The following is an 18957-nucleotide window of genomic DNA, read 5'->3' on the forward strand; positions in this document are numbered from 1 at the left end:
GGGAGACCCCGTGCGGGGGTTCGAGGTTCGCCGCGGTTATCCCTTCGGCCCCTGCGCCACGGCCAGGTTCCCGCCGGGCGTCTCCTCGCCGGGTGTCTCCTCGTCGAGCGGGACCGCGGCGCCGCTGAACTGCGCGGCGTACAACCGGTGGTAGGCGCCCTGGGCGGCGAGGAGCTGCTCGTGGGTGCCGTGCTCGACGATGCTCCCGGACTCCATCACCAGGATGAGGTCCGCGTCGCGGATGGTGGACAGCCGGTGGGCGATGACGAAGCTGGTGCGGTCCGAGCGCAGCGCGGCCATCGCGTGCTGCACCAGGACCTCGGTCCGGGTGTCGACCGAGCTGGTGGCCTCGTCGAGGATGAGCAGGGACGGGTCGGCGAGGAAGGCGCGGGCGATGGTCAGCAACTGCTTCTCGCCGGCGCTGACATTGCTCCCCTCGTCGTCGATCACGGTGTCGTAGCCGTCGGGCAGGGTGCGCACGAACCGGTCGACGAACGTGGCCCGCGCGGCGGCCTGGATCTGCTCCTCGGTGGCCTTGGGGTTGCCGTAGGCGAGGTTGTCGCGGATGGTGCCGCCGAACAGCCAGGTGTCCTGCAGCACCATGCCGATGTGCGAGCGCAGGTCGTCGCGGCTCATCGCGGTGATGTCGACGCCGTCGAGGGTGATGCGGCCGGCGTTCAGCTCGTAGAAGCGCATGACCAGGTTGACGAGGGTGGTCTTGCCCGCGCCGGTCGGTCCGACGATCGCGACGGTGTGCCCGGGTTCGGCCACCAGCGACAGGTCCTCGATGAGGGGCTGATCCTCGTTGTAGCGGAAGGACACGTGCTCGAACTCGACGCGGCCCCGCCGGGCGGTGGGCAGCACCGGGGTGGCGGGGTCCGGCTCCTGCTCCTCGGCGTCCAGCAGCTCGAAGACCCGCTCGGCCGACGCCACCCCCGACTGCAGGAGGTTGGCCATCGAGGCGACCTGGGTCAGAGGCTGGGTGAACTGCCGCGAGTACTGGATGAACGCCTGGACGTCGCCCAGGCTCATCGACCCGGTGGCGACCCGCAGGCCTCCGACGACGGCGATGGCGACGTAGTTGAGGTTCCCGATGAACATCATCATCGGCATGATGATCCCGGAGATGAACTGGGCGCCGAAGCTGGCCTTGAAGAGCTTCTCGTTCCTGTCGCGGAACACCTCCTCGACCTCGGGACGGCGTCCGAACACCTTCACCAGCTCGTGGCCGGTGAACGCCTCCTCGATGTGGGCGTTCAGGGCGCCGGTGTGGGACCACTGCGCGACGAACTGCTTCTGCGAGCGCTTCGCGATCTGCCCGGTGGCGATCACCGACAGCGGGATGGTCACCAGGGCGATCAGCGCGAGCATCGGCGAGATCACGAACATCATCGCCAGCACGCCGATCAGGGTCAGCACCGAGGTCAGCAGCTGGCTCAGCGTCTGCTGCAGGGTCTGGGACACGTTGTCGATGTCGTTGGTGACCCGGCTGAGCAGCTCGCCGCGCGGCTGGCCGTCGAAGAACCGCAGGGGAAGCCGGTTGATCTTGTCCTCGACGTCCGACCGCAGCCGGAACACGGTGCGCTGCACCACGCCGTTGAACAGGTAGCCCTGCATCCAGGCGAAGACCGACGCCGCGACGAAGAGCACCAGAGCCCACATCAGGACCGTGCCCAGCGCGCCGAAGTCGATCCCGTGACCGGGTACGACGTCCATCCCCGTGAGCAGGCCGGCGAAGTTGTCGTTGCCCGACGCGCGGGCGGCCTCGACCGCCTGCTCCTTGGTCGCTCCGAGGGGCAACTGCTTGCCGATCACGCCGGTGAAGATCAGGTCCGTCGCGTGGCCGAGGATCTTCGGTCCTATGACGGAGAACACCACGCTGATCACGCCGAGGCAGATCACGGCCAGGACCTTCATGCGTTCGGGGGCCAGCCGCCGCATCAGCCGCCGGGTGGACGGCCCGAAGTTCATCGACTTCTCCGCGGGCATCCCGCCTGCGAACGGCCCCCGTCCGAAGCCTCCGCCTCCCACGGGCGGTCGCGGCCGCGTGGGTGTCGTGGGGGTGCTCATGCCGCGCTCTCCATGGCTAGTTGGGACTCGACGATCTCGATGTAGGTCGGGCAGGAATCCAGGAGTTCCTCGTGGGTTCCCTTGCCGACGATCAGGCCGTCGTCGAGGACGACGATCTGGTCGGCGTCGGCGATGGTGGAGATCCGCTGGCCGACGATGACGACGGCGGCCTGGGCGATGTGCGGACGCAGGGCGGCGCGCAGCCGGGCGTCGGTGGACAGGTCGAGCGCCGAGAACGAGTCGTCGAACAGGTAGATCTCAGGCTTGCTGACCAGGGCCCGGGCGATGGAGAGCCGCTGCCGTTGCCCGCCGGACACGTTCGTGCCGCCCTGGGCGATGGGCGCGTCCAGACCCTCGGGCATCGCCTCGACGAAGTCGCGGGCCTGGGCGACCTCCAGCGCCTCCCACAGCTCCTCGTCGCTGGCGTCCGGCTTGCCGTACCGCAGGTTGCTCGCGACGGTGCCGCTGAACAGGTACGGCTTCTGCGGCACCAGGCCGATGCGCGTCCAGAGCATCTGGGGGTCGAGGTCGCGGACGTCGACGCCGTCGACCGACACCGTGCCGGAGGTGGCGTCGAACAGCCGGGGGATCAGGGAGACCAGCGTCGTCTTGCCCGACCCCGTGCTGCCGATGACGGCGGTGGTCTGTCCCGCGCTGACGCGGAAGGAGATGCCGGACAGCACCGGCGCCGCCGCGCCCGGGTAGCGGAACTCGACGTCGCGCATCTCCAGCTCGCCGCGAGTGTGCACCTCCCGCACGGGGTTCTCGGGAGGGACCACCGACGACTCGGTGTCCAGCACCTCGACGATGCGCTCGGCGCAGACCGCGGCGCGCGGAATCATGATCGAGATGAAGGTGGCCATCATCACCGAGGTGAGGATCTGCATCAGATACATGAGGAACGCCGTGAGGGCGCCGATCTGCATCTCGCCGCTGTCCACCCGGCCGGAGCCGAACCAGAGCACGGCGACGCTGGAGGCGTTGAGGATCAGCATCACGATGGGGAAGATCAGTGCGCTCAGCCGCCCGACGCGCAGCGAGGTGTCGGTCAGCGCGGTGTTCGCCACGGCGAACCGCTGGGTCTCCTCACGCTCGCGGACGAAGGCGCGGACGACGCGAATGCCGGACAGCTGCTCGCGCATCACCTGGTTGACCGTGTCGATGCGGGTCTGCAGCGCGCGGAACTGGGGAACCATCCGGAAGACGATCAGGCCGATCGACACCAGCAGGGCGGGGACGCAGACGAGCATGAGCCAGGACAGGCCGACGTCCTGCCGCAACGCCATGATGATGCCGCCGACGCACATGATCGGCGCGGAGATCAGCATCGTGCAGGTCATCACCACGAGGATCTGGACCTGCTGCACGTCGTTGATGCTGCGGGTGATCAACGAGGGTGCTCCGAACTGGGAGACCTCCCGGGCGGAGAACCCGCCCACCTGGTGGAATACGGCTGAGCGGACGTCACGTCCGAATCCCATCGCCGCGTAGGCGCCGTGGTAGACCGCCGCGATCGAGCAGCCGATCTGCACGAGGGACACGGCCAGCATCCAGCCGCCGGTGGACAGGATGTAGCCGGTGTCGCCGGTGGCGACGCCGTGGTCGATGATGTCGGCGTTCAGGCTGGGCAGGTACAGCGAGGCCATGGTGCCGACCAGCTGCAACACCACCACGATGATCAATGTTGACGAGTATGGCTTGAGGTAGGTGCGTAGCAACCGACTCAGCATGGGGGTTCTCCACTTGAGGCGTCCGGGCGGGGCGCGTCTGGGCGTCCGCGCGGAGCGCGTCGTGTTCAGGGGGAAGGTCGTGCTCTAGGGCGAGGTCGTGTTCGGGGGGTTCGGAGGGAGGGCCGGGTTCGGGGTGTGGGCGGATTGCGTGGGTTCGGGGAAAAGGCCGTGTTCGGGGCTCGGATCGTGTCCGAGGCTCGGCTCGGATTCGGGTCGCAGGCGGATTCCGTCCAGCAACATGGAGACGATCTCCGGAGGCGACAGCGGATTGCCCTCGACGATCCGGGGATGGCTGCCCGCGGTGGTCATCAGTTGCAGCCGGCGTGCGGCCTCCAGCGGCTCGCATCGCAGCCGGTCGGGGCCGGGCTCGATCAGCTCGGCGAGCGCCTGCCGGATGACGTTGCCCTGATCGGTGCGGGCCCGGGGATTACGACCGGCCTTGGCGAGCCAGGGCGGTCCCAGCGCGTCCACCAGCCGGAAGATGCGCGTCGTGTGCTGCTGCAGGATCTCGACCGCCGCGACGAGCCTGACCTGCAGGGGAGCCGTGCGGTCTATGGCCGTCAGGTCACCCAGGAGCGGGGAGAGATCGAAGGCGCTGGCCACGGCCGCGTCCACGAGTTCTTCCTTGGTGGTGAAGACCCGGAAGATCGTCCCCTCCGCCACACCGGCGGCCTGCGCGATCTGCCGGGTGCTCACGTCGGGGCCGTGGGCGAGCACCAGCGACAGGGTGGACGCGACGAGTGCGGCCCGCCGTTCGTCCGGTGGGAGGGGGGCGGCACGCTGGGAGGTCGAAGTCACACGGCCCACTCTATATGAGTGAGTGAGTGGCTCACTCACTCACGTGGACGGCTGTGCCGTGGCGGCTCGGACGGACGTCGGAGCCGGACCCCTCCGGCCCGGACGACGAGGACCCGGGAGCGGGGCCACGAAGACCCGAAAGCGGGGCCACGAAGACCCGGGAGCGGGGCCACGAGGACCCGAAAGCGGGGCCGTGCCGCTCGCCGGGTCGTACGGCTTCCCGGGCCGTGCCGACCTGGGGATGCGCGGGCCGCCCGGCCGGGCCGTACCGCTTCGCCGTCCTGGCCGGGGAGACCGAGGAAGCGTTTGACCAGCGGGTTTGTTAGTGCGGCGAGGGCCGGGGTATGGCGGCCTGCGTCTGTCTCGTCGGGCGTCCGATGGCGGAGATCGGATCCGCCGCCCTCACCGGTCCGCATCCGGTGACCTGGCCGTCCGGCCTGACGTGGAGAGGAGAGAACGGTGGCCGAGAGTTCGGATCTGATCTTCGATCTGGTGTGGCAGGAGTTTCACGAAATCGTGAACATGACCTCGGAGGAGTTACGGGCCTTCCTGCTGGCGTCCGGCTCGGGAGAGACCTTCTCCGGGGATCCCGAGTCGCAGATGCCGGAACTCGGGCGTCAGGTACTGCAGGTTCTCGGCAAGCGCCGGGTCGACCTCACCCAGGACGACATCGAGACGATGCAGCGGGCCATCGATCGGGTCGAGGACGCGCTGACCGACGATTCCTTCGACGCCGAGGACGACGACCGGCGGCGGGCACTGCTGGAGGTCGGCCACAATCCGCTCAGGCCGTCGCGGATGGGAATCTGACCTCCGGGAATCCGGCCGGTCCGGCTCTGGGCGGCCGTTCGGAAAGGACAGGGGGAAGCGCGGTCGCGCGAGGTGGCGGCGCGACCGCGGGCGACGGCGGTCGAGAGGCGGTCCGCGGACCGTCGTCCACCGCGCGGCAGGAAGCGCGCGGCCGTCTCGCCACCGGCAGGGGACGCGCGGGCATCCCGCTGTCCGGCGGGGAGAGGAGAGGGCCGTCGACGCGGCCCCGGCCGAGGTCCGGTTCGGTCAACCGGTTCCGCGGCCTACGGGGCGACGTCCGTCATCCGGCGCCGCGCCGTACGAGGCGGAGCTACTGCTGCGCTCCCCAGCGGGACAGGAGGTCGGCCTCCCGGTCCGGGGTGATCGTGGTGTCCGTCGAGAAGGAGGCGTCCGCGTCGCGGATCTCGCGGATCGACGTGCCGAGGGGACGCGGGCTGAGCCCCGCGGCGTAGGCCGCCGCCGGGTTCGCGGTGTTGGTCGCGCTTCCGTTCCCGCCCTGCGACCAGAGCGGCAGCGACCGGCCGGTCTCGCCCTCGGCCAGCAGGAAGTCCTGCCCGACCCAGGTCAGAGTGGTTCCGGGGGGTCCGACCTCGGCCACGATCGCCTCCAGCATGTCGCCGAAGGTGAACGAGGAGGTGGGGCTGACCGCGTGGAAGGTGCCCGGGGCCTTCTTCTCGATCATGGCGATCATCCAGGAGGCCATGTCGCGCCCGTCGATCACCTGGACGAGGTCGTCGGGGTTGCCGGGCGCGAGGACCTCGCCGCCGCGCGCGATCCGGTTCACCCAGTAGGTGAAGCGGCCGGTGTAGTCGTACGGGCCGATCACGTAGGTGGGCCGCACGATCAGCGTCGCGGAGCCGAACGCGTCGACGGCCGCCCGCTCGCACAGGACCTTCAGCGGGCCGTAGCTCTTGCCGGTCACCTCTTCGGTGACCGGTCCGTCGAACTCGGCCAGGGGCGCGTCCTCGGTGAAGTTCGGCGTCTTCGGGTCGTACACCGCGACGGTGGAGACGAAGACGTACTGGTCGGTGGCGAGCGCGCCGGCGAGATGGGTGACCTGCGACGGGAGGTAGGCGCTGACGTCGATCGTCGCGTCCCACCGCCGGCCGCTCAGGATCGACAGGTCCGCGTCGCGATCGGCCAGCAGGTGTTCGGCCTCGGGGAACAGGTCCGGGCCCGTCTTCCCGCGGTGGATCAGGGAGACCTCGTGTCCAGCCGCGAGCGCGGCCTCGGTGATGTGACGGCCGACAAATCGCGTTCCGCCAATGATCAGAATCCTCATGTATGCCATTTTGTCGTATATGGGTGGCTTGATTTACCGCCACCGGCTTGAGGTGAAGACGTTCGCGCCGCAGGTTTCGAGGTTCCGGTCGCGTGGAATGTTCGCGCCGCGTACTTCGAGGTCACGGTCGTGGCGGTCTCCTCGTGGTACCGCCCGTACTCCTCCGGCTTTCTGCTGAAAGCGGGTACTTTGTAAGAGTCCATCATCGACTTCAGGGTGGTCACAGTGTTGATCCGGCCAGAGCCGGGACCTCCCGGGCCGGCTTCCGCGACGACGCCGGCTTCCGCGACGATGCCGGTTTCCGCGATGACGCAGGCGGTGAGGGCCGACGGTCCGGCGTCCTGCGTTCACGGGCCGGACGCCGAGGCTCTCCGCATCGACGGTCGTTTCCCATACCGTCTGAGATCCGTACTCACCTTGATCGGCTCAGATCCTTGCCCGATCGAAGTGGAGACCAGGTGAGCATGGCGGACACCGAGGCGGAACCGTTCGCTCATCCGGCGCTGTTCTACCGGGGGAGCCGGCAGTATCTCGACGGCGTCGTGCCCTTCGTCCGTGAGGGTCTGGAGGCGGGTGAGCCGGTCGCGGTGGCCGTGCCCGGTCGCAATCTGGAACCGCTCCGGGCCGAACTGGGTGAGATGGCCTCCGAGGTGCGGTTCTTCGACATGGCGGAGGCCGGTCGCAATCCAGGGCGCATCATTCCCGGGGTCCTGCGCGCCTTCGCCGACCCGCACCCCTCCGGCGGGGTCCGCATCGTCAGCGAGTCGATCTGGCCCGGCCGGTCGGCGGTGGAGTATCCGGCGTGCGTGCAGCACGAGGCTCTGATCAACCTCGCGTTCTCGGGGCGGGCCGTCACCGTCCTGTGCCCCTACGACCTCGAAGGACTGGACCCGGAGGTCATCAAGGACGCCGAGGCGACCCACCCCGTCCTCCTCGACGACTCCGGCTCGCGTTCCAGCGGCGACTACGCGCCCGAACGCATCGTGCGGGATTACAACCGGCCGCTGCTCGACCCGCCTCCGGCCGTCGCCGTCTTCGCCTTCGGCCACGGGGCACTGGCGCTCGTGCGCACGTTCGCCGTCGACCACGCCGCCCGGGCGGGGCTCGCCGGAGAACGCCTTGAGGACCTGCGGCTGATCGTCAGCGAGCTGGCCGCCAACAGCCTCGACCACGGGGGTGGGGCGGGGGTCCTGCGCGTGTGGCCGGAGGGCCGGCAGGTGATCTTCGACATCAGTGACGCCGGTCACATCACCGACCCCCTCGCCGGGCGTCGCCCGGTCACTCCCCGGCAGCGGGGCTGCCGCGGCCTGCTCGTGACCAATCTTCTCGGCGATCTCGTCCGCGTCCACACCGGCCCGGACGGCACCACCGTTCGCGTCCACTTCGACCTCCGCTGACCTGCTCTCCGGTGAACGGCGGAGGAGCCTCCCGGCGCATCGGGCGCGGAGCGTGTCTCACCGCCCGATGCCCTGCGCCGACCTCGACCTTGGATCGAGCCGGGGTACGGTGAACGCGGAAGAATTCGATCCGGTGACCGATGACACCTGCATTCTGGTCACACGGGTTACATCGCCCACCCAGGAGAGCGGCTGATGTCCGAGCTTCATCTGAAGACGACGGCCGCTGAGTTCTGGGCCACCGCCACCGAAGGCGCGGGGGTCGTGGTGATCCGGGGAAGCCTCGACTTCTCGATCCACGACCTCGCCGGTGACTTCATCGACGAGGCTTTCGCCCTGTTCGGCTCGGACCTGATCGTGGATCTCTCGGGTCTCGACCTCCTGGACTCCCGGGCGACCGGTCTCATCGTCACCTCCTGGAAGCAGGCCCTCGGCCAGGACGGCTGGTTCGCCCTGGTGGCCACCGAACGCGGCGCCACCCGCATCCTCTGGATCACCGGGCTGACGATGCGCATCCCCGTCTTCCCCACCCTCCGGGACGCCCTGGACGCCCGGCCCGCCCGCTCCTGAACCTCAGTAGCCGCCGAACCAGCCGGGCACGTCGAGCCGGAAGACGTCCGCCGGGGTCACCGCGCGCAGATCGGCCTCCAGGGCGTGCAGGCGTTCACGCCCGAGAGTCTTCGCCCAGCCCGCCCGCAGGTCGTCGAAGATGCGCGCCGACCGCACCAGGCTGTCCACGCCCCGCTCCGTCAGTCGTATGATCTTGCGCCGCGCGTCGGCGGGGTCGGAGCCGCGCTGGACGTAGCCCAGGTGCTCCAGGGTGTCGACCGTCTTGCCCGCCGCCTGCTTGGAGACCCCCAGTCGCCTGCCGAGTTCGACGGCGGTCGTGCCGCGAGAGCCGATCGCCTGGAGGACGAAGCCGTGCATCGGCCGCAGATCGGGGTGACCCTGGCGGGCGAGCTCGGTGTGGAGTGCGTCGATGAGCACCCGGAAGCCGAAGAAGAGCCGGAGCGGAAGCTCGAAGCCGGGAGTGTCATCCGGCACGATTGACGGCCTGACGTGCTGTTTCGACAACCATATTGTCCAGTTTAGCGGTCGGCGAGGTCATCGGGAACGACGGCGATCGTGGAGCCAGACATCGGTCTGACGGCTCCTGACGGGCCCGGACGGGGTGGCGGCCGAGCGACGGGTGGCCCGGGTCTCGGTGACGACGAAGCTGGTGACCACGTGCCGGTTGTGCAGCAGGAAACCGACCACGCCCGCGATCGCCTGCACGCTGTCGACGGCGCGGGCGTGACCGGTCAGGAGATAGACCAGCGGAGTGGACGGCTGGTCGAGGGCGAAGCGGCGGCCGTGGTGGTGGACATCTTGGAGGGTCCTGATGGGGATCGGCCGGTCGGTGGTGAACCACGCGACGACCTCCCAGAACGACAGTTCCGGGTCGGCGTCGGTCGATTCCTCGTAGCATGCCACACAGCCTCGGCGGGCGTCCTGCCCATGAGGGCACGCCCAAGCGCTGGGGTCGTGCGGCATACTGCGCTCGGACATGAGCTGACCGTACCTTCCTGGGGTGGAGTACCAAAGTTCCCCCAGAGCACGGCATCAATCAAGTCCGGGTGCCTTCGTCCCCTTCGTGACCTTGTGGTTCTCGCCGTTCCGGCGGCTCCCGGCGCGGGCGGAAGGCGCCCGCTCCGTTCCGCCGCCTTCCGCCCCGCGCCGGGAGCTCGGCTCGGCGACCGCCGGGGCCCGGAGCGCCCGTCAGGGGTTCGCGCGCTCGTGAAGCCAGGTGTCCGTCTGACGGGTCGTCTTGGGCTTGGCGGGGGTGGCCGGTGAGCGATGGGTGGCCCGGGTCTCGGTGACGGTGAAGTCGGCGATCACGTGCCGGTTCTGCAGGAGGAAGCCGATCACGCTCGCCACGGCCTGAACGCCGTCGCGGGCGTGGGCTTCGCCGGTCAGAAGGTAGACCAGCGGGGCGGACGGCTGGTCGAGGGCGAAATGGCGGCCGTGGTGGTGGACGTCCTGGAGGGTCCTGATGGGGATCGGCCGGTCGGTGGTGAACCACGCGACGACCTCCCAGAACGACAGCCCCGGACCGGGGGCGGTCGATTCCTCGTAGCAGGCCTCGCATCCTCGGCGGGCGTCCTGCCCATGGGGGCACGCCCAGGAAGAGGCGTCGTGGGGCATGCTGCGTTCAGGCATGAGCCGACCGTACCTCCCGACCCCCGCTGCCAGGGCCCTAGGAGATCACATGTCGGCCGAACCGAGGATGAGTTTGCCGGTCACGGTGGCGTGACGACCCCGTCCGGCACGCTGCCACCCCTTGGATAATCCCTCTTCGGGAGGCTGTGGACAGTCGAATCGGACATGTCTGATCAGGTGTGCGACTCCTGTGACCGTACTCACACGGTGTGATCTCTCATGCCCACCGGCGGGCCTCCGGCCCATCCGCCGACGGGGCCGGCGCGGGCCGGGCGGGGTGGAGCGGACAGCGTCCTGACAGCGATCTGGCAGCGCGGCCGTACACGCTCGTCTCCGTGACCACCGAGGAACCCGTGACCACCGGGGACCCGTGACCACCGGGGACCCGTGACCACCGGGGGATCCGTATCCACCGAGGGAGACAGTGATGAACGAAATCCAGGTACTCATCGTCGGCGCCGGGCCGACGGGACTCACGCTCGCCATCGAGCTGGCCCGGCGCGGAGTGAGCCTCAGGATCGTGGAGAAGGCTCCGGAACACCCCGTCGGATCGCGCGGCAAGGGCCTGCAGCCGCGAACCCAGGAGGTGTTCGACGACCTCGGCGTGATCGACGAGATCGTCGCCACCGGCCGGGTCTACCCGCCCATCCGTTCCTACTCGGGTGACCAGGTGGTCTGGGAGGGCAGGATGCACGAGCTCAGGGAGCCCGAGGCCGCCGTGCCGTACCCGATGGTCCTCATGCAGCCGCAGTGGCGAGTCGAGCGGATCCTGCGGGAGCGGCTCGCCGAGCTGGGCCACCATGTGGAGCTCGGCACCGAGGTGATCGCGTTCGAGCAGGACGCGGACGGGGTCACGGTCACCCTGGAGAGCACCGCTCCTGACGGAGCCGGGGGTGGCGCTCCAGGTGGCGCCCGGCGCGTGCGGTGCGCCTATCTCGCCGGAGCGGACGGCGGGCGCAGTTTCGTGCGCAAGCACCTCGGCGTCGGATTCGAGGGCGACACGTTCGAAACCGAGCGCATGCTCATCGGGGACGTCAGGACCCCTGACCTGGACCGTGAGCACTGGCACGCCTGGGCCGACATGGCCACCCGTACGATGCGTTTCACGCTGTGCCCGCTCCCGGGCACCGACGTGTTCCAGTTCACCATGCCGTTCACCGCGGAGGAGGCCCCCGAGCCGTCCCTGGAATACTTTCAGAAGATCTTCGACGAGGGCTCCGGGCGTACGGACGTCCGCTTCACCGACCTCACCTGGATGTCGCTCTACCGGGTGAACATCCGGATGGCCGAACGATTCCGCGTGGGCCGCGTCCTCCTCGCGGGAGACGCCGCCCACGTCCACTCGCCGGCCGGGGGCCAGGGGCTCAACACCGGCGTGCAGGACGCGTACAACCTCGGCTGGAAGCTCTCGGGTGTCCTCGGCGGCGCTCCCGAACGGCTCCTGGACACCTACGAGGAGGAGCGGCTGCCGGTGGCGGCGGACGTGCTCGGCATCAGCACCAGGCTCTACGCCAGGGCCAAGCGGAACGAGCAGGACGCTCACGTCCGCGACGAGGAGACGCAGCAACTCCTGCTCGGCTACCGCGACGGCTCGCTGGCCGCCGGTGAGCGCGGCGGTGAGCGCGTTCCCGACGCGACGCTCGAAGGCGGACGCCTCTTCGACGCCCTGCGCGGGCCTCACTTCACCCTCCTGGCCCTCGGTACGGCCCACGCCTCGCTCGTCAAGGAGATCAACGCGACGTACGGCGCGGCGGTGCGCGCGCACACCGTGGCCCACCGGGGCGAAGCCGGTGACCTGATCGACGTCGACGGGCAGGTCCACGACCACTACGGCCGGGGCCTCGTGCTCATCCGCCCCGACGGCTACGTCGGCTACCACGGTGACGAGAGCGGCCTCGGAGACTACCTGCTCGGGGTGACGGCGGCCGGCGCGTGAGCCCCGGAGCCAGGAACGGGCGGGGCGCCGCCCGCTCAGGGTGATCACGATTCGCGCGTGATCCGGGGCGGCGGCCCGGAGCCCGTGGCGGGAAGAGCGCCGCCCGCTCAAGGCGACCGCGATTCGCGCGTGATCCGGGGCGGCGGCCCGGAGCCCGTGGCGGGAAGAGCGCCGCCCGCTCAAGGCGACCGCGATTCGCGTGATCCCCGGAGCCGGTGGAGGGCGGGCGTGGCCCGTTCACGACGGCTGTGGTTCGCCGGCGATCATCGTCAGAGCGAACGACTCGGGACTCGGCAGGGCGGCGCCCCGGTGGTGCGCCACCCGGCGGCGGTCCTCGCCCAGGGCCTCGGCGGCCCTGGCGTCCAGCGAGGCGACGGCCGGGTCCGAGGTCCGCGTGATGCCGCGAAGCGCGTACGCCGCTCCGATCAGCACGGCTACCCCCTCCAGATCACCGACCGAGGCGGACCACTCGGCGACCCCCTCCAGGATCGACGCGCGAACGGTCTGATCCCCGCTCGAAGCGATCGCTTCGAGCGCGTGGCGGAGCGGCGAGCGGGCGAGGTCCCGCTCGCCGCGCAGGCCGAGCACCCTGGACAGCTCGACGTTGATCAGTGCGATCAGCTGGGGGGAGGCCATGACCTGCCCTCGCACGAGCTCCAGCGCTTCGCGGAGCAGCGCCTCGGCCTCCCCGAGCTCGCCTCGCCGTCGGGCCAGCTCCCCACGGGCATGCCGGACGCGGGCGGCCGCGACCACGTCGCCCGCCCGTTCCACCGCCTCTCCGGCCCGATCCAGCTCCGTCTCCGCACCGGTGAGGTCACCGGTGCGGAGACGGAGCTGGCCGAGCCGTACCCGCAACATGATCGGACCCGGGATCGTCTCCAGACCGCCGATCTCCGTCGCGGGAGCCACCGACTCCTCCAGCAGCGACAGGGCCTCCGCCGAATCACCGCGATTCTCCGCCACCAGCGACAGCCAGTAGAGCGCGAGCGACAGCCCCCACCGGTCACCGGTCAGGCGGTAGCCGTCGAGCGCCGGCCACAGCAGGCCCTCCGCCCGGGACACCCCCGCGCGCCCGTACTCGAACTCGACGATCCCGCCCACCAGCCGGGAGGTCGCCCTCGTCCACGGATCGGGGTGGCCGGCGAACCTCCCGGCCATGGCCGACGCCTGTTCGAGGACGTCGTCGGTCACGCCGACATAGCCGCCCGCGATCGCCCACGACCCCAGCGCCGCCGGGTGGTCCGCCTCCCTCAGCGTTCGCAGTGCCCGCGACAACTCGGCGGGCACGACGCGCGTTCGCGTCAGGTACGGCTCCGCCGGGGCGATCAGCACGCACAGCGCGTGCGCCATCTCCCGGCCCCGGGGCGCCTCGTCCCCGACGGCCTCCAGCACCGCGGCCGCCCACTTCCCCGCCTCGCGGCTCCGTCCCCGCATCACCCACGGCCACAGCCTGGCCATGATCATTCGTAGTGCCAGGTCGCCGTCTCCCGAGGAGATCGCGTGGTCGAGGGCGGCGTCCAGGTTTCCCTGCTCGGCGTCGATCACCGCGAGCTCGCGCAGCTGGTCTCCGGTCCGCAGCGGCGGTCCCGCCGCCTCGATCAGCTCCACGAAGTGAAGGGCGTGCTCCGCCCGCACCCGGTCGGTCTCGCCCGCCTCCTCCAGCTTCTCGGCGGCGTACTGCCGCAGCGTCTCCAGCAGCCGGTACCGGACGCCGCCCTCACGCCTTTCCGATGAGCCGCGATTCTCGTACGTTTCCGGCAGGCCGCCGTTTTCGCGATTCTTCGGCGAGCCGCCGTTCTCACGGGTTTCCGATGGGCCGCGGCCTTCGCGTTTCTCCGGAGAGATCGTCACGAGAGACCTGTCGACGAGTGAGGTGATCTGATCCACCCCGTGCCCGCAGATCCGCCGCACCGCCTCCATGGTCGCGCCTCCGGAGAACACCGACATCCGGCGCAGAAGTTCCTGCTCATCGGCGTTCAGCAGGTCCCAGCTCCAGTCGATCACCGCTCGCAGCGTGCGGTGTCTCGGCTGTGCCGTACGGCCTCCGCGAAACGCCAGCCGATCACCGATCATGTCGGCGAGCTGGCCGGGGGTGAGGGAGCGCAGCCGGGCGGCGGCCAGCTCGATCGCGAGAGGGATGCCGTCGAGCTCCCTGCACACCCGCACCACGTCGGACAGGTCGGCGCCGTCGAAGCGCAGGCCGGGCAGGGCCGCCTCCGCACGGTCGGCGAACAGCGCCACGGCCGGGCAGGCCAGCGTCTCCTCGACGCCGGCGTCCGGGGCGGGGAGTTCGAGGGGGAGCACCGGGTGGAGGCTCTCGCCGGTGATGTCCAGGGGTTCCCTGCTCGTGGCGAGGATCCGCAGCCCGCCGGAGGCGGCCAGCAGCCGGTCGGCGACCCGCGCCACCTCGTCGATCACATGCTCGCAGTTGTCCAGCACCAGCACCGGCGACCTGCCACGGATCGCCGAGGCCAGCCACTCCAGCGGGCTCTGCGATCCCGCGGGTCCCATGCCGTCCCACGGCGCGCCGACGTGGTCCGTCAGGAGGCCCCCGACCAGCGTGGCCCGTACGGCCGCCGCCACGTCGGAGGGATCCGAGAGGGAGGCCAGCTCGACCAGCCAGACGCCGTCCGGCACGTCGAGTGTCGCGGCGGTCTCGATCGCCAGCCTGGTCTTGCCCGCGCCGCCGGGACCCGTGAGGGTGACCAGCCGGGCGCTCTCCAGCAGCCCTTCGAGCCGGGCCAGATCCGCCTGCCTGCCGACGAAGCTCGTCAGCGGGGCGGGCAGGTTCCCCCGGGGGCCGAAGGCGGCTCGCCGGGCCGGAACGCCATCACCTCGGGCGGCCGCGTTCCGGCCCGGGGGCGAGATCTCGGCAGGAGAGGCCGCGTCGCCGCCCGGTGACGGAGCGTCGTCGTGAGGGGCGGCAGCCGTACGGGGCGGTTCGTCGCGCAGGGCGGTGAGATGCGCGGCGCGGAGCTCGGGGCCGGGGTCCATGCCGAGCCGGTCGGCGAGGCGCAGCCTGATCCGCTCGAAGGTCTCCAGCGCGTCCGCGCGGCGCCCCTCGGCGAGCAGGGCCAGCACGAGCTGGGCATGGAACGGCTCGCGCAGGGGGTGCGCCGCCGTCACCTCCTCCAGCTCCGCCACCAGGCCGGACGGCGCCGAGCCCGCGCTCCACCCGCCGGCCAGGGACAGGTCGGCGTCGAACCGCGCCCGAAGCGCCGACAGCCGCAGCTCCTCCAGACGGGTGGCCGGGGCGAGGGCGAAGGCCAGGTCCGACGCGTCGGCGAGAGCCGTACCGCGCCAGAGGGACAGCGCCTCGCGCAGCAGGGACGCGGCCAGGACGGGATCGTCCGACGCCGCGCGCCCCTCACCGGCCAGCCGCTCGAAGACCCAGGCGTCGATCGCCTGCTGGGGAAGGTCCAGGAGATACCCGGCCGGATGGGACACGATCAGGCCGGGCAGCTCGCGGCGGAGCCGTGAGACCAGCGACTGCAGGGCGTTCGCCGGATTGGCGGGCGGGCCGTCCGCCCAGAGGTCGTCGATCAGCCGTTCGGTGGTGATCACGCGGCCGGGGCTGAGGGCGAACCTGACCAGGAGCGCCCTCAGGCGCGCGCCGTGGATCTCGGCGTCGTGTACGTACAGCGGTCCCAGGATCCCGATTCGCATGACATCTTCATTGTCTCCTCCGGGCCCTTACCTGGAGACCATGATCGAACCCCGCGCGGGTGCCGGGGTTGAGGAACGGTGGAACAGCCATTGGGGGAATCAGCCGACCCGCAGCCCGAAGGCCGACAATCCCTGCTCGTGATGCTCGATCAAGCCGAGCCTTCTGTAGAAGGCGTGATTGGCCGGCCCCTCCTGTGCGGATTCGTGGTCAGTGGTCAGGACGAAATACCGACAGTGGACGTAGCGGTCCTTGAGGAATTCGAGGAGCCGGCGGCCGATGCCCTGGCCGTGGAACTCCCGGTTGACCAGCAATTCCTGGACGTAGCAGATCATCTCGTCGTCGGAGACCGTTCTGGCGAGGCCGAGGAGCTTCCCGGTTTCGTCGCGCGCGGTGAGGACGAGATGCGACTTCTCCAGGCTCCTGAGGACCTTCGCGATATCGCGAGTCCAGGGCTTCCAGCCCACCGAGTCGTAAAGCTGGAAAATCTCGTTCTCATCGAACGACGTCTCCTGGGCGATGAGCATTCAGTAAGGCTCCATGATCCTGATGAGTGAGAGTAAGGGGGTTTCATGGCCAACCTAGCCGTACAGCCGGGTGCGCGGTGTGGTCCGGGGGCGTGGCCTGACGTCGGTGGGGGTGGCAATCTTCCATGCCGAGCCCCTTGGGACACTGCCAGCATGCATGGCAACGCGATACGGCTCCTACGCCAGCTTGGCGCGGAGACCGTCCCCCACCCCGGTGGCACGCTGCTGGATCATCTGACTCGGGTGCGTGACCGCCTGGCTCGTTGGAAGGCCGCACCCGCACTGCGGACAGCCGGACTGTGCCACGCCTTCTACGGAACCGACGGCTTCTCGACTGGCCTGCTCGACCTCGCCGAGCGGGACCGGCTCGCGGAGGTCATCGGGCCAGAGGCCGAGGAACTGGTCTATCGGTACGGCGCCTGCGACCGTGCGCACGTCTACCCCCAGTTGGGCGTCACCGACCCCGTCGAATTCCGCGACCGGTTCACCGACCGGACCGCGCCGATCGCGGCGGCCGAGCCGGCCTGGTTTGCCGAGCTGACCGCGGCCAACGAGCTCGACCTGGCCGACCACGACCCGGACTTCGCCGCGAAGTACGGATCTGACCTGCTGACGCTGTTCACTCGCGCCCGGCCGCTGTTGTCGACGGCGGCCTGGGCAGACTGCCAGACGATCCTGGCAGGAAAGGAGCCGGTCGATGCGGATTGACCGGCTCGATCACTTGGTGTTGACCGTCACCGATCTGGAGGTCACGGTTGACTTCTACACCCGGATACTGGGAATGACCCCGATCACCTTCGGAGGCGGCCGCCGGGCGCTGGTCTTTGGCCAGTCGAAGATCAACCTGCATCAGGCGGGTCAGGAGTTCGAACCCAAAGCCACTCACCCGGTCCCGGGCAGCGCCGATCTGTGCTTGATCACGACGGATTCACTGGAGCAGGTGATCATCGAGCTGACCGCGCACGGTGTGCCGATCGAGGAAGGACCGGTCCGGCGCACGGGCGCGCTCGGCCCGATCGACAGCGTGTACCTGCGCGATCCCGATGGCAACCTGATCGAGATCAGCGTCTGCTCATCGGGTTGAACGCCCGGGCATCGTATGGTGGCCGGTACTGTCACGGACAGCGTCTTCAGGGCTGGTCGTGGCTGACGGCCCTTTCCACCCGGTGTGCGCTCCAGCAGATACCAGCGATCGCGCCGACCGGCACCGTCGACCTGGCAAGCAGGCCGGTCACTCCGGGATACCTGATGATCGCGCCAACAGCGCAAAGCCTTTACTCGGGAACGCGATCGGATCACATCCCCGTCTCCATGGGCGATACCTCTGGATTGCACTGTTTACGCTGTTCAGCGGTGGTGAATTGCGATCTTTTCGGTGTTTCGGGGGTTCCATCAGGGGCATCGGAACCTCCGGCGGCCAGGAAAGCCGGCTGCGGAACAGGGGGTCCATGAAGCAGAAGCGGGGCACACGCGCCGGTTCACCGGTTTCGCCCTCTTGTCGAACTCTTCATCGCCTCTGGAGACAGTGATGCAGCTACCCACCCCTCGGGGGCCTCTCACGGACCTGCTCTTCGAGCACCTGATGCGCCCGCCGCATCGGCTCGACCTCTTTCCTCCGCGTTCCGTGGAGCCGGTTCTGGAGGATGAGGATCTCCAACTCGCGCTCTTCACCTGTTACGAGCTGCACTACCAGAGCTTTGACGAGGTGGACGACCGGTGGGAGTGGAACCCGGCGTTGCTGGGAGTACGGGAGATCCTGGAAGGCCGGCTGGAGCACGGCCTGGCGCGGGCCGTGTCCCGCCCGTCCTTCGCGCCGTCCGCGCAGATGCGCCAGGCCCTGGCCGAGCTGGTGGCCGCCTCCGACGACGGGCCCTCCTTGGCGAGGTTCCTCCAGAAGGAAGCCGATCTCGACCAGTTCCGTGAGTTCGTCATGCACCGGTCGATCTATCACCTCAAGGAGGCCGATCCTCACACCTGGGCGATTCCCCGGTTGAGCGGTCCCGCGAAGGCCGCGCTGGTGGAGATCCAGGCGGACGAGTACGGCGGCGGCCGCGTCGAGCGGATGCATTCGGAGCTGTTCCGGGCCACCATGCGCGGGCTGGAGCTGGACGACTCCTACGGCGCCTACCTCAACCGGGTGCCGGCGATCACGCTGGCGGTGTCCAACACCATGTCGCTGTTCGGACTCCACCGGCGGCACCGCGGCGCCCTGCTGGGACACCTCGCGGCGTTCGAGATGACCTCCTCGCTTCCCAACCGCAAGTACGGCCTGGGCCTGCGGCGGCTGGGCGTCGACGAGGCGGCGGCCCGTTTCTACGACGAGCACGTGCAGGCCGACGCCGTCCACGAGCAGATCGCCGCCCACGACATGTGCGGCGGGTTCGCGCGGCAGTACCCCTCGCAGGTCGGCGACGTCCTCTACGGCGCCGCCTGCGCACTGACCCTTGACCGGCTCTTCGCCGAGCACGTCCTGGGTCGCTGGCGGGAGGGGACCACCTCCCTGCGGCAGGAGAGCGTGGCGGCGAACCTCCGGTGATCCCGGCG

Annotated in this window: 16 protein-coding genes; 7 read left to right on the forward strand and 9 right to left on the reverse strand. The window is 69.8% G+C overall.

Annotated features, from left to right (window positions below):
* Positions 1–36: 36 nt before the first annotated feature.
* The 3 genes from J2853_RS38840 to J2853_RS38850 all read right to left on the reverse strand — a co-directional run bounded on the left by J2853_RS38840 (position 37) and on the right by J2853_RS38850 (position 4598).
* Positions 37–2070 (reverse strand): ABC transporter ATP-binding protein, encoded by a 2034-nt coding sequence (locus J2853_RS38840; protein WP_307566165.1) that lies wholly within the window; start codon positions 2068–2070, stop codon positions 37–39.
* Positions 2067–3800 carry an ABC transporter ATP-binding protein gene (locus J2853_RS38845; RefSeq protein ID WP_307566167.1) on the reverse strand — a complete coding sequence of 578 codons (1734 nt, stop codon included), beginning with the start codon at positions 3798–3800 and terminating at the stop codon, positions 2067–2069. Before J2853_RS38845 ends, J2853_RS38840 begins: the two co-directional genes overlap by 4 nt.
* Positions 3801–3884: 84 nt before the next feature.
* Positions 3885–4598 carry a TetR/AcrR family transcriptional regulator gene (locus tag J2853_RS38850; RefSeq protein WP_307566169.1) on the reverse strand — a complete coding sequence of 238 codons (714 nt, stop codon included), beginning with the start codon at positions 4596–4598 and terminating at the stop codon, positions 3885–3887.
* Between the two features lie 459 nt (positions 4599–5057).
* Here J2853_RS38850 and J2853_RS38855 point away from each other — a divergent pair, with 459 nt between their 5' ends.
* Positions 5058–5408, forward strand: coding sequence for a DUF3140 domain-containing protein (locus J2853_RS38855; RefSeq protein WP_307566170.1), 351 nt, complete (start codon positions 5058–5060; stop codon positions 5406–5408).
* A gap of 310 nt (positions 5409–5718) precedes the next feature.
* Here J2853_RS38855 and J2853_RS38860 read toward each other — a convergent pair whose 3' ends face one another.
* A complete protein-coding gene (locus J2853_RS38860) occupies positions 5719–6690 on the reverse strand; it encodes an NAD-dependent epimerase/dehydratase family protein (protein WP_307566172.1) in 972 nt (323 codons plus the stop codon).
* Positions 6691–7154: 464 nt separating this feature from the next.
* On the opposite strand from J2853_RS38860, the gene J2853_RS38865 reads away from it, so the two are divergent.
* On the forward strand, positions 7155–8087 hold the full coding sequence (locus J2853_RS38865; protein ID WP_307568962.1) for an anti-sigma factor RsbA family regulatory protein: 933 nt from the start codon (positions 7155–7157) through the stop codon (positions 8085–8087).
* 195 nt (positions 8088–8282) lie between these two features.
* Positions 8283–8657, forward strand: coding sequence for an STAS domain-containing protein (locus J2853_RS38870; RefSeq protein WP_307566175.1), 375 nt, complete (start codon positions 8283–8285; stop codon positions 8655–8657).
* A gap of 3 nt (positions 8658–8660) precedes the next feature.
* On the opposite strand, the gene J2853_RS38875 is transcribed toward J2853_RS38870, so the two are convergent.
* The 3 genes from J2853_RS38875 to J2853_RS38885 form a co-directional block, all read right to left on the reverse strand.
* The gene (locus tag J2853_RS38875; RefSeq protein WP_307566177.1) at positions 8661–9131 is read right to left on the reverse strand and encodes a MarR family winged helix-turn-helix transcriptional regulator; all 471 of its coding nucleotides are present in this window, start codon (positions 9129–9131) and stop codon (positions 8661–8663) included.
* Between the two features lie 60 nt (positions 9132–9191).
* Positions 9192–9635 carry a hypothetical protein gene (locus J2853_RS38880; protein WP_307566179.1) on the reverse strand — a complete coding sequence of 148 codons (444 nt, stop codon included), beginning with the start codon at positions 9633–9635 and terminating at the stop codon, positions 9192–9194.
* Between the two features lie 210 nt (positions 9636–9845).
* Positions 9846–10286, reverse strand: a complete 441-nt coding sequence (locus tag J2853_RS38885) for a hypothetical protein (protein WP_307566181.1) — start codon at positions 10284–10286, stop codon at positions 9846–9848.
* A gap of 427 nt (positions 10287–10713) precedes the next feature.
* On the opposite strand from J2853_RS38885, the gene J2853_RS38890 reads away from it, so the two are divergent.
* The gene (locus J2853_RS38890) at positions 10714–12222 is read left to right on the forward strand and encodes an FAD-dependent oxidoreductase (RefSeq protein ID WP_307566183.1); all 1509 of its coding nucleotides are present in this window, start codon (positions 10714–10716) and stop codon (positions 12220–12222) included.
* Positions 12223–12459: 237 nt separating this feature from the next.
* Here the strand turns inward: J2853_RS38890 and J2853_RS38895 are convergent, their stop codons facing one another.
* Both J2853_RS38895 and J2853_RS38900 read right to left on the reverse strand, forming a co-directional pair.
* Positions 12460–15888: an AfsR/SARP family transcriptional regulator gene (locus J2853_RS38895; protein ID WP_307566185.1), complete on the reverse strand. Its 3429-nt coding sequence runs from the start codon at positions 15886–15888 to the stop codon at positions 12460–12462.
* A gap of 99 nt (positions 15889–15987) precedes the next feature.
* A complete protein-coding gene (locus tag J2853_RS38900; protein WP_307566187.1) occupies positions 15988–16413 on the reverse strand; it encodes a GNAT family N-acetyltransferase in 426 nt (141 codons plus the stop codon).
* Between the two features lie 153 nt (positions 16414–16566).
* On the opposite strand from J2853_RS38900, the gene J2853_RS38905 reads away from it, so the two are divergent.
* The 3 genes from J2853_RS38905 (at position 16567) to J2853_RS38915 (ending at position 18949) form a co-directional block, all read left to right on the forward strand.
* The gene (locus J2853_RS38905) at positions 16567–17121 is read left to right on the forward strand and encodes a DUF6817 domain-containing protein (protein ID WP_307566189.1); all 555 of its coding nucleotides are present in this window, start codon (positions 16567–16569) and stop codon (positions 17119–17121) included.
* On the forward strand, positions 17111–17497 hold the full coding sequence (locus J2853_RS38910; RefSeq protein ID WP_307566191.1) for a VOC family protein: 387 nt from the start codon (positions 17111–17113) through the stop codon (positions 17495–17497). The genes J2853_RS38905 and J2853_RS38910 overlap by 11 nt, the downstream gene beginning before the upstream one ends.
* 444 nt (positions 17498–17941) lie before the next feature.
* The gene (locus J2853_RS38915; RefSeq protein ID WP_307566193.1) at positions 17942–18949 is read left to right on the forward strand and encodes an iron-containing redox enzyme family protein; all 1008 of its coding nucleotides are present in this window, start codon (positions 17942–17944) and stop codon (positions 18947–18949) included.
* Positions 18950–18957 lie beyond the last annotated feature (8 nt).

Origin of the sequence: Streptosporangium lutulentum, from assembly GCF_030811455.1 — a bacterium.
In the GTDB taxonomy this organism is placed as follows: domain Bacteria; phylum Actinomycetota; class Actinomycetes; order Streptosporangiales; family Streptosporangiaceae; genus Streptosporangium; species Streptosporangium lutulentum.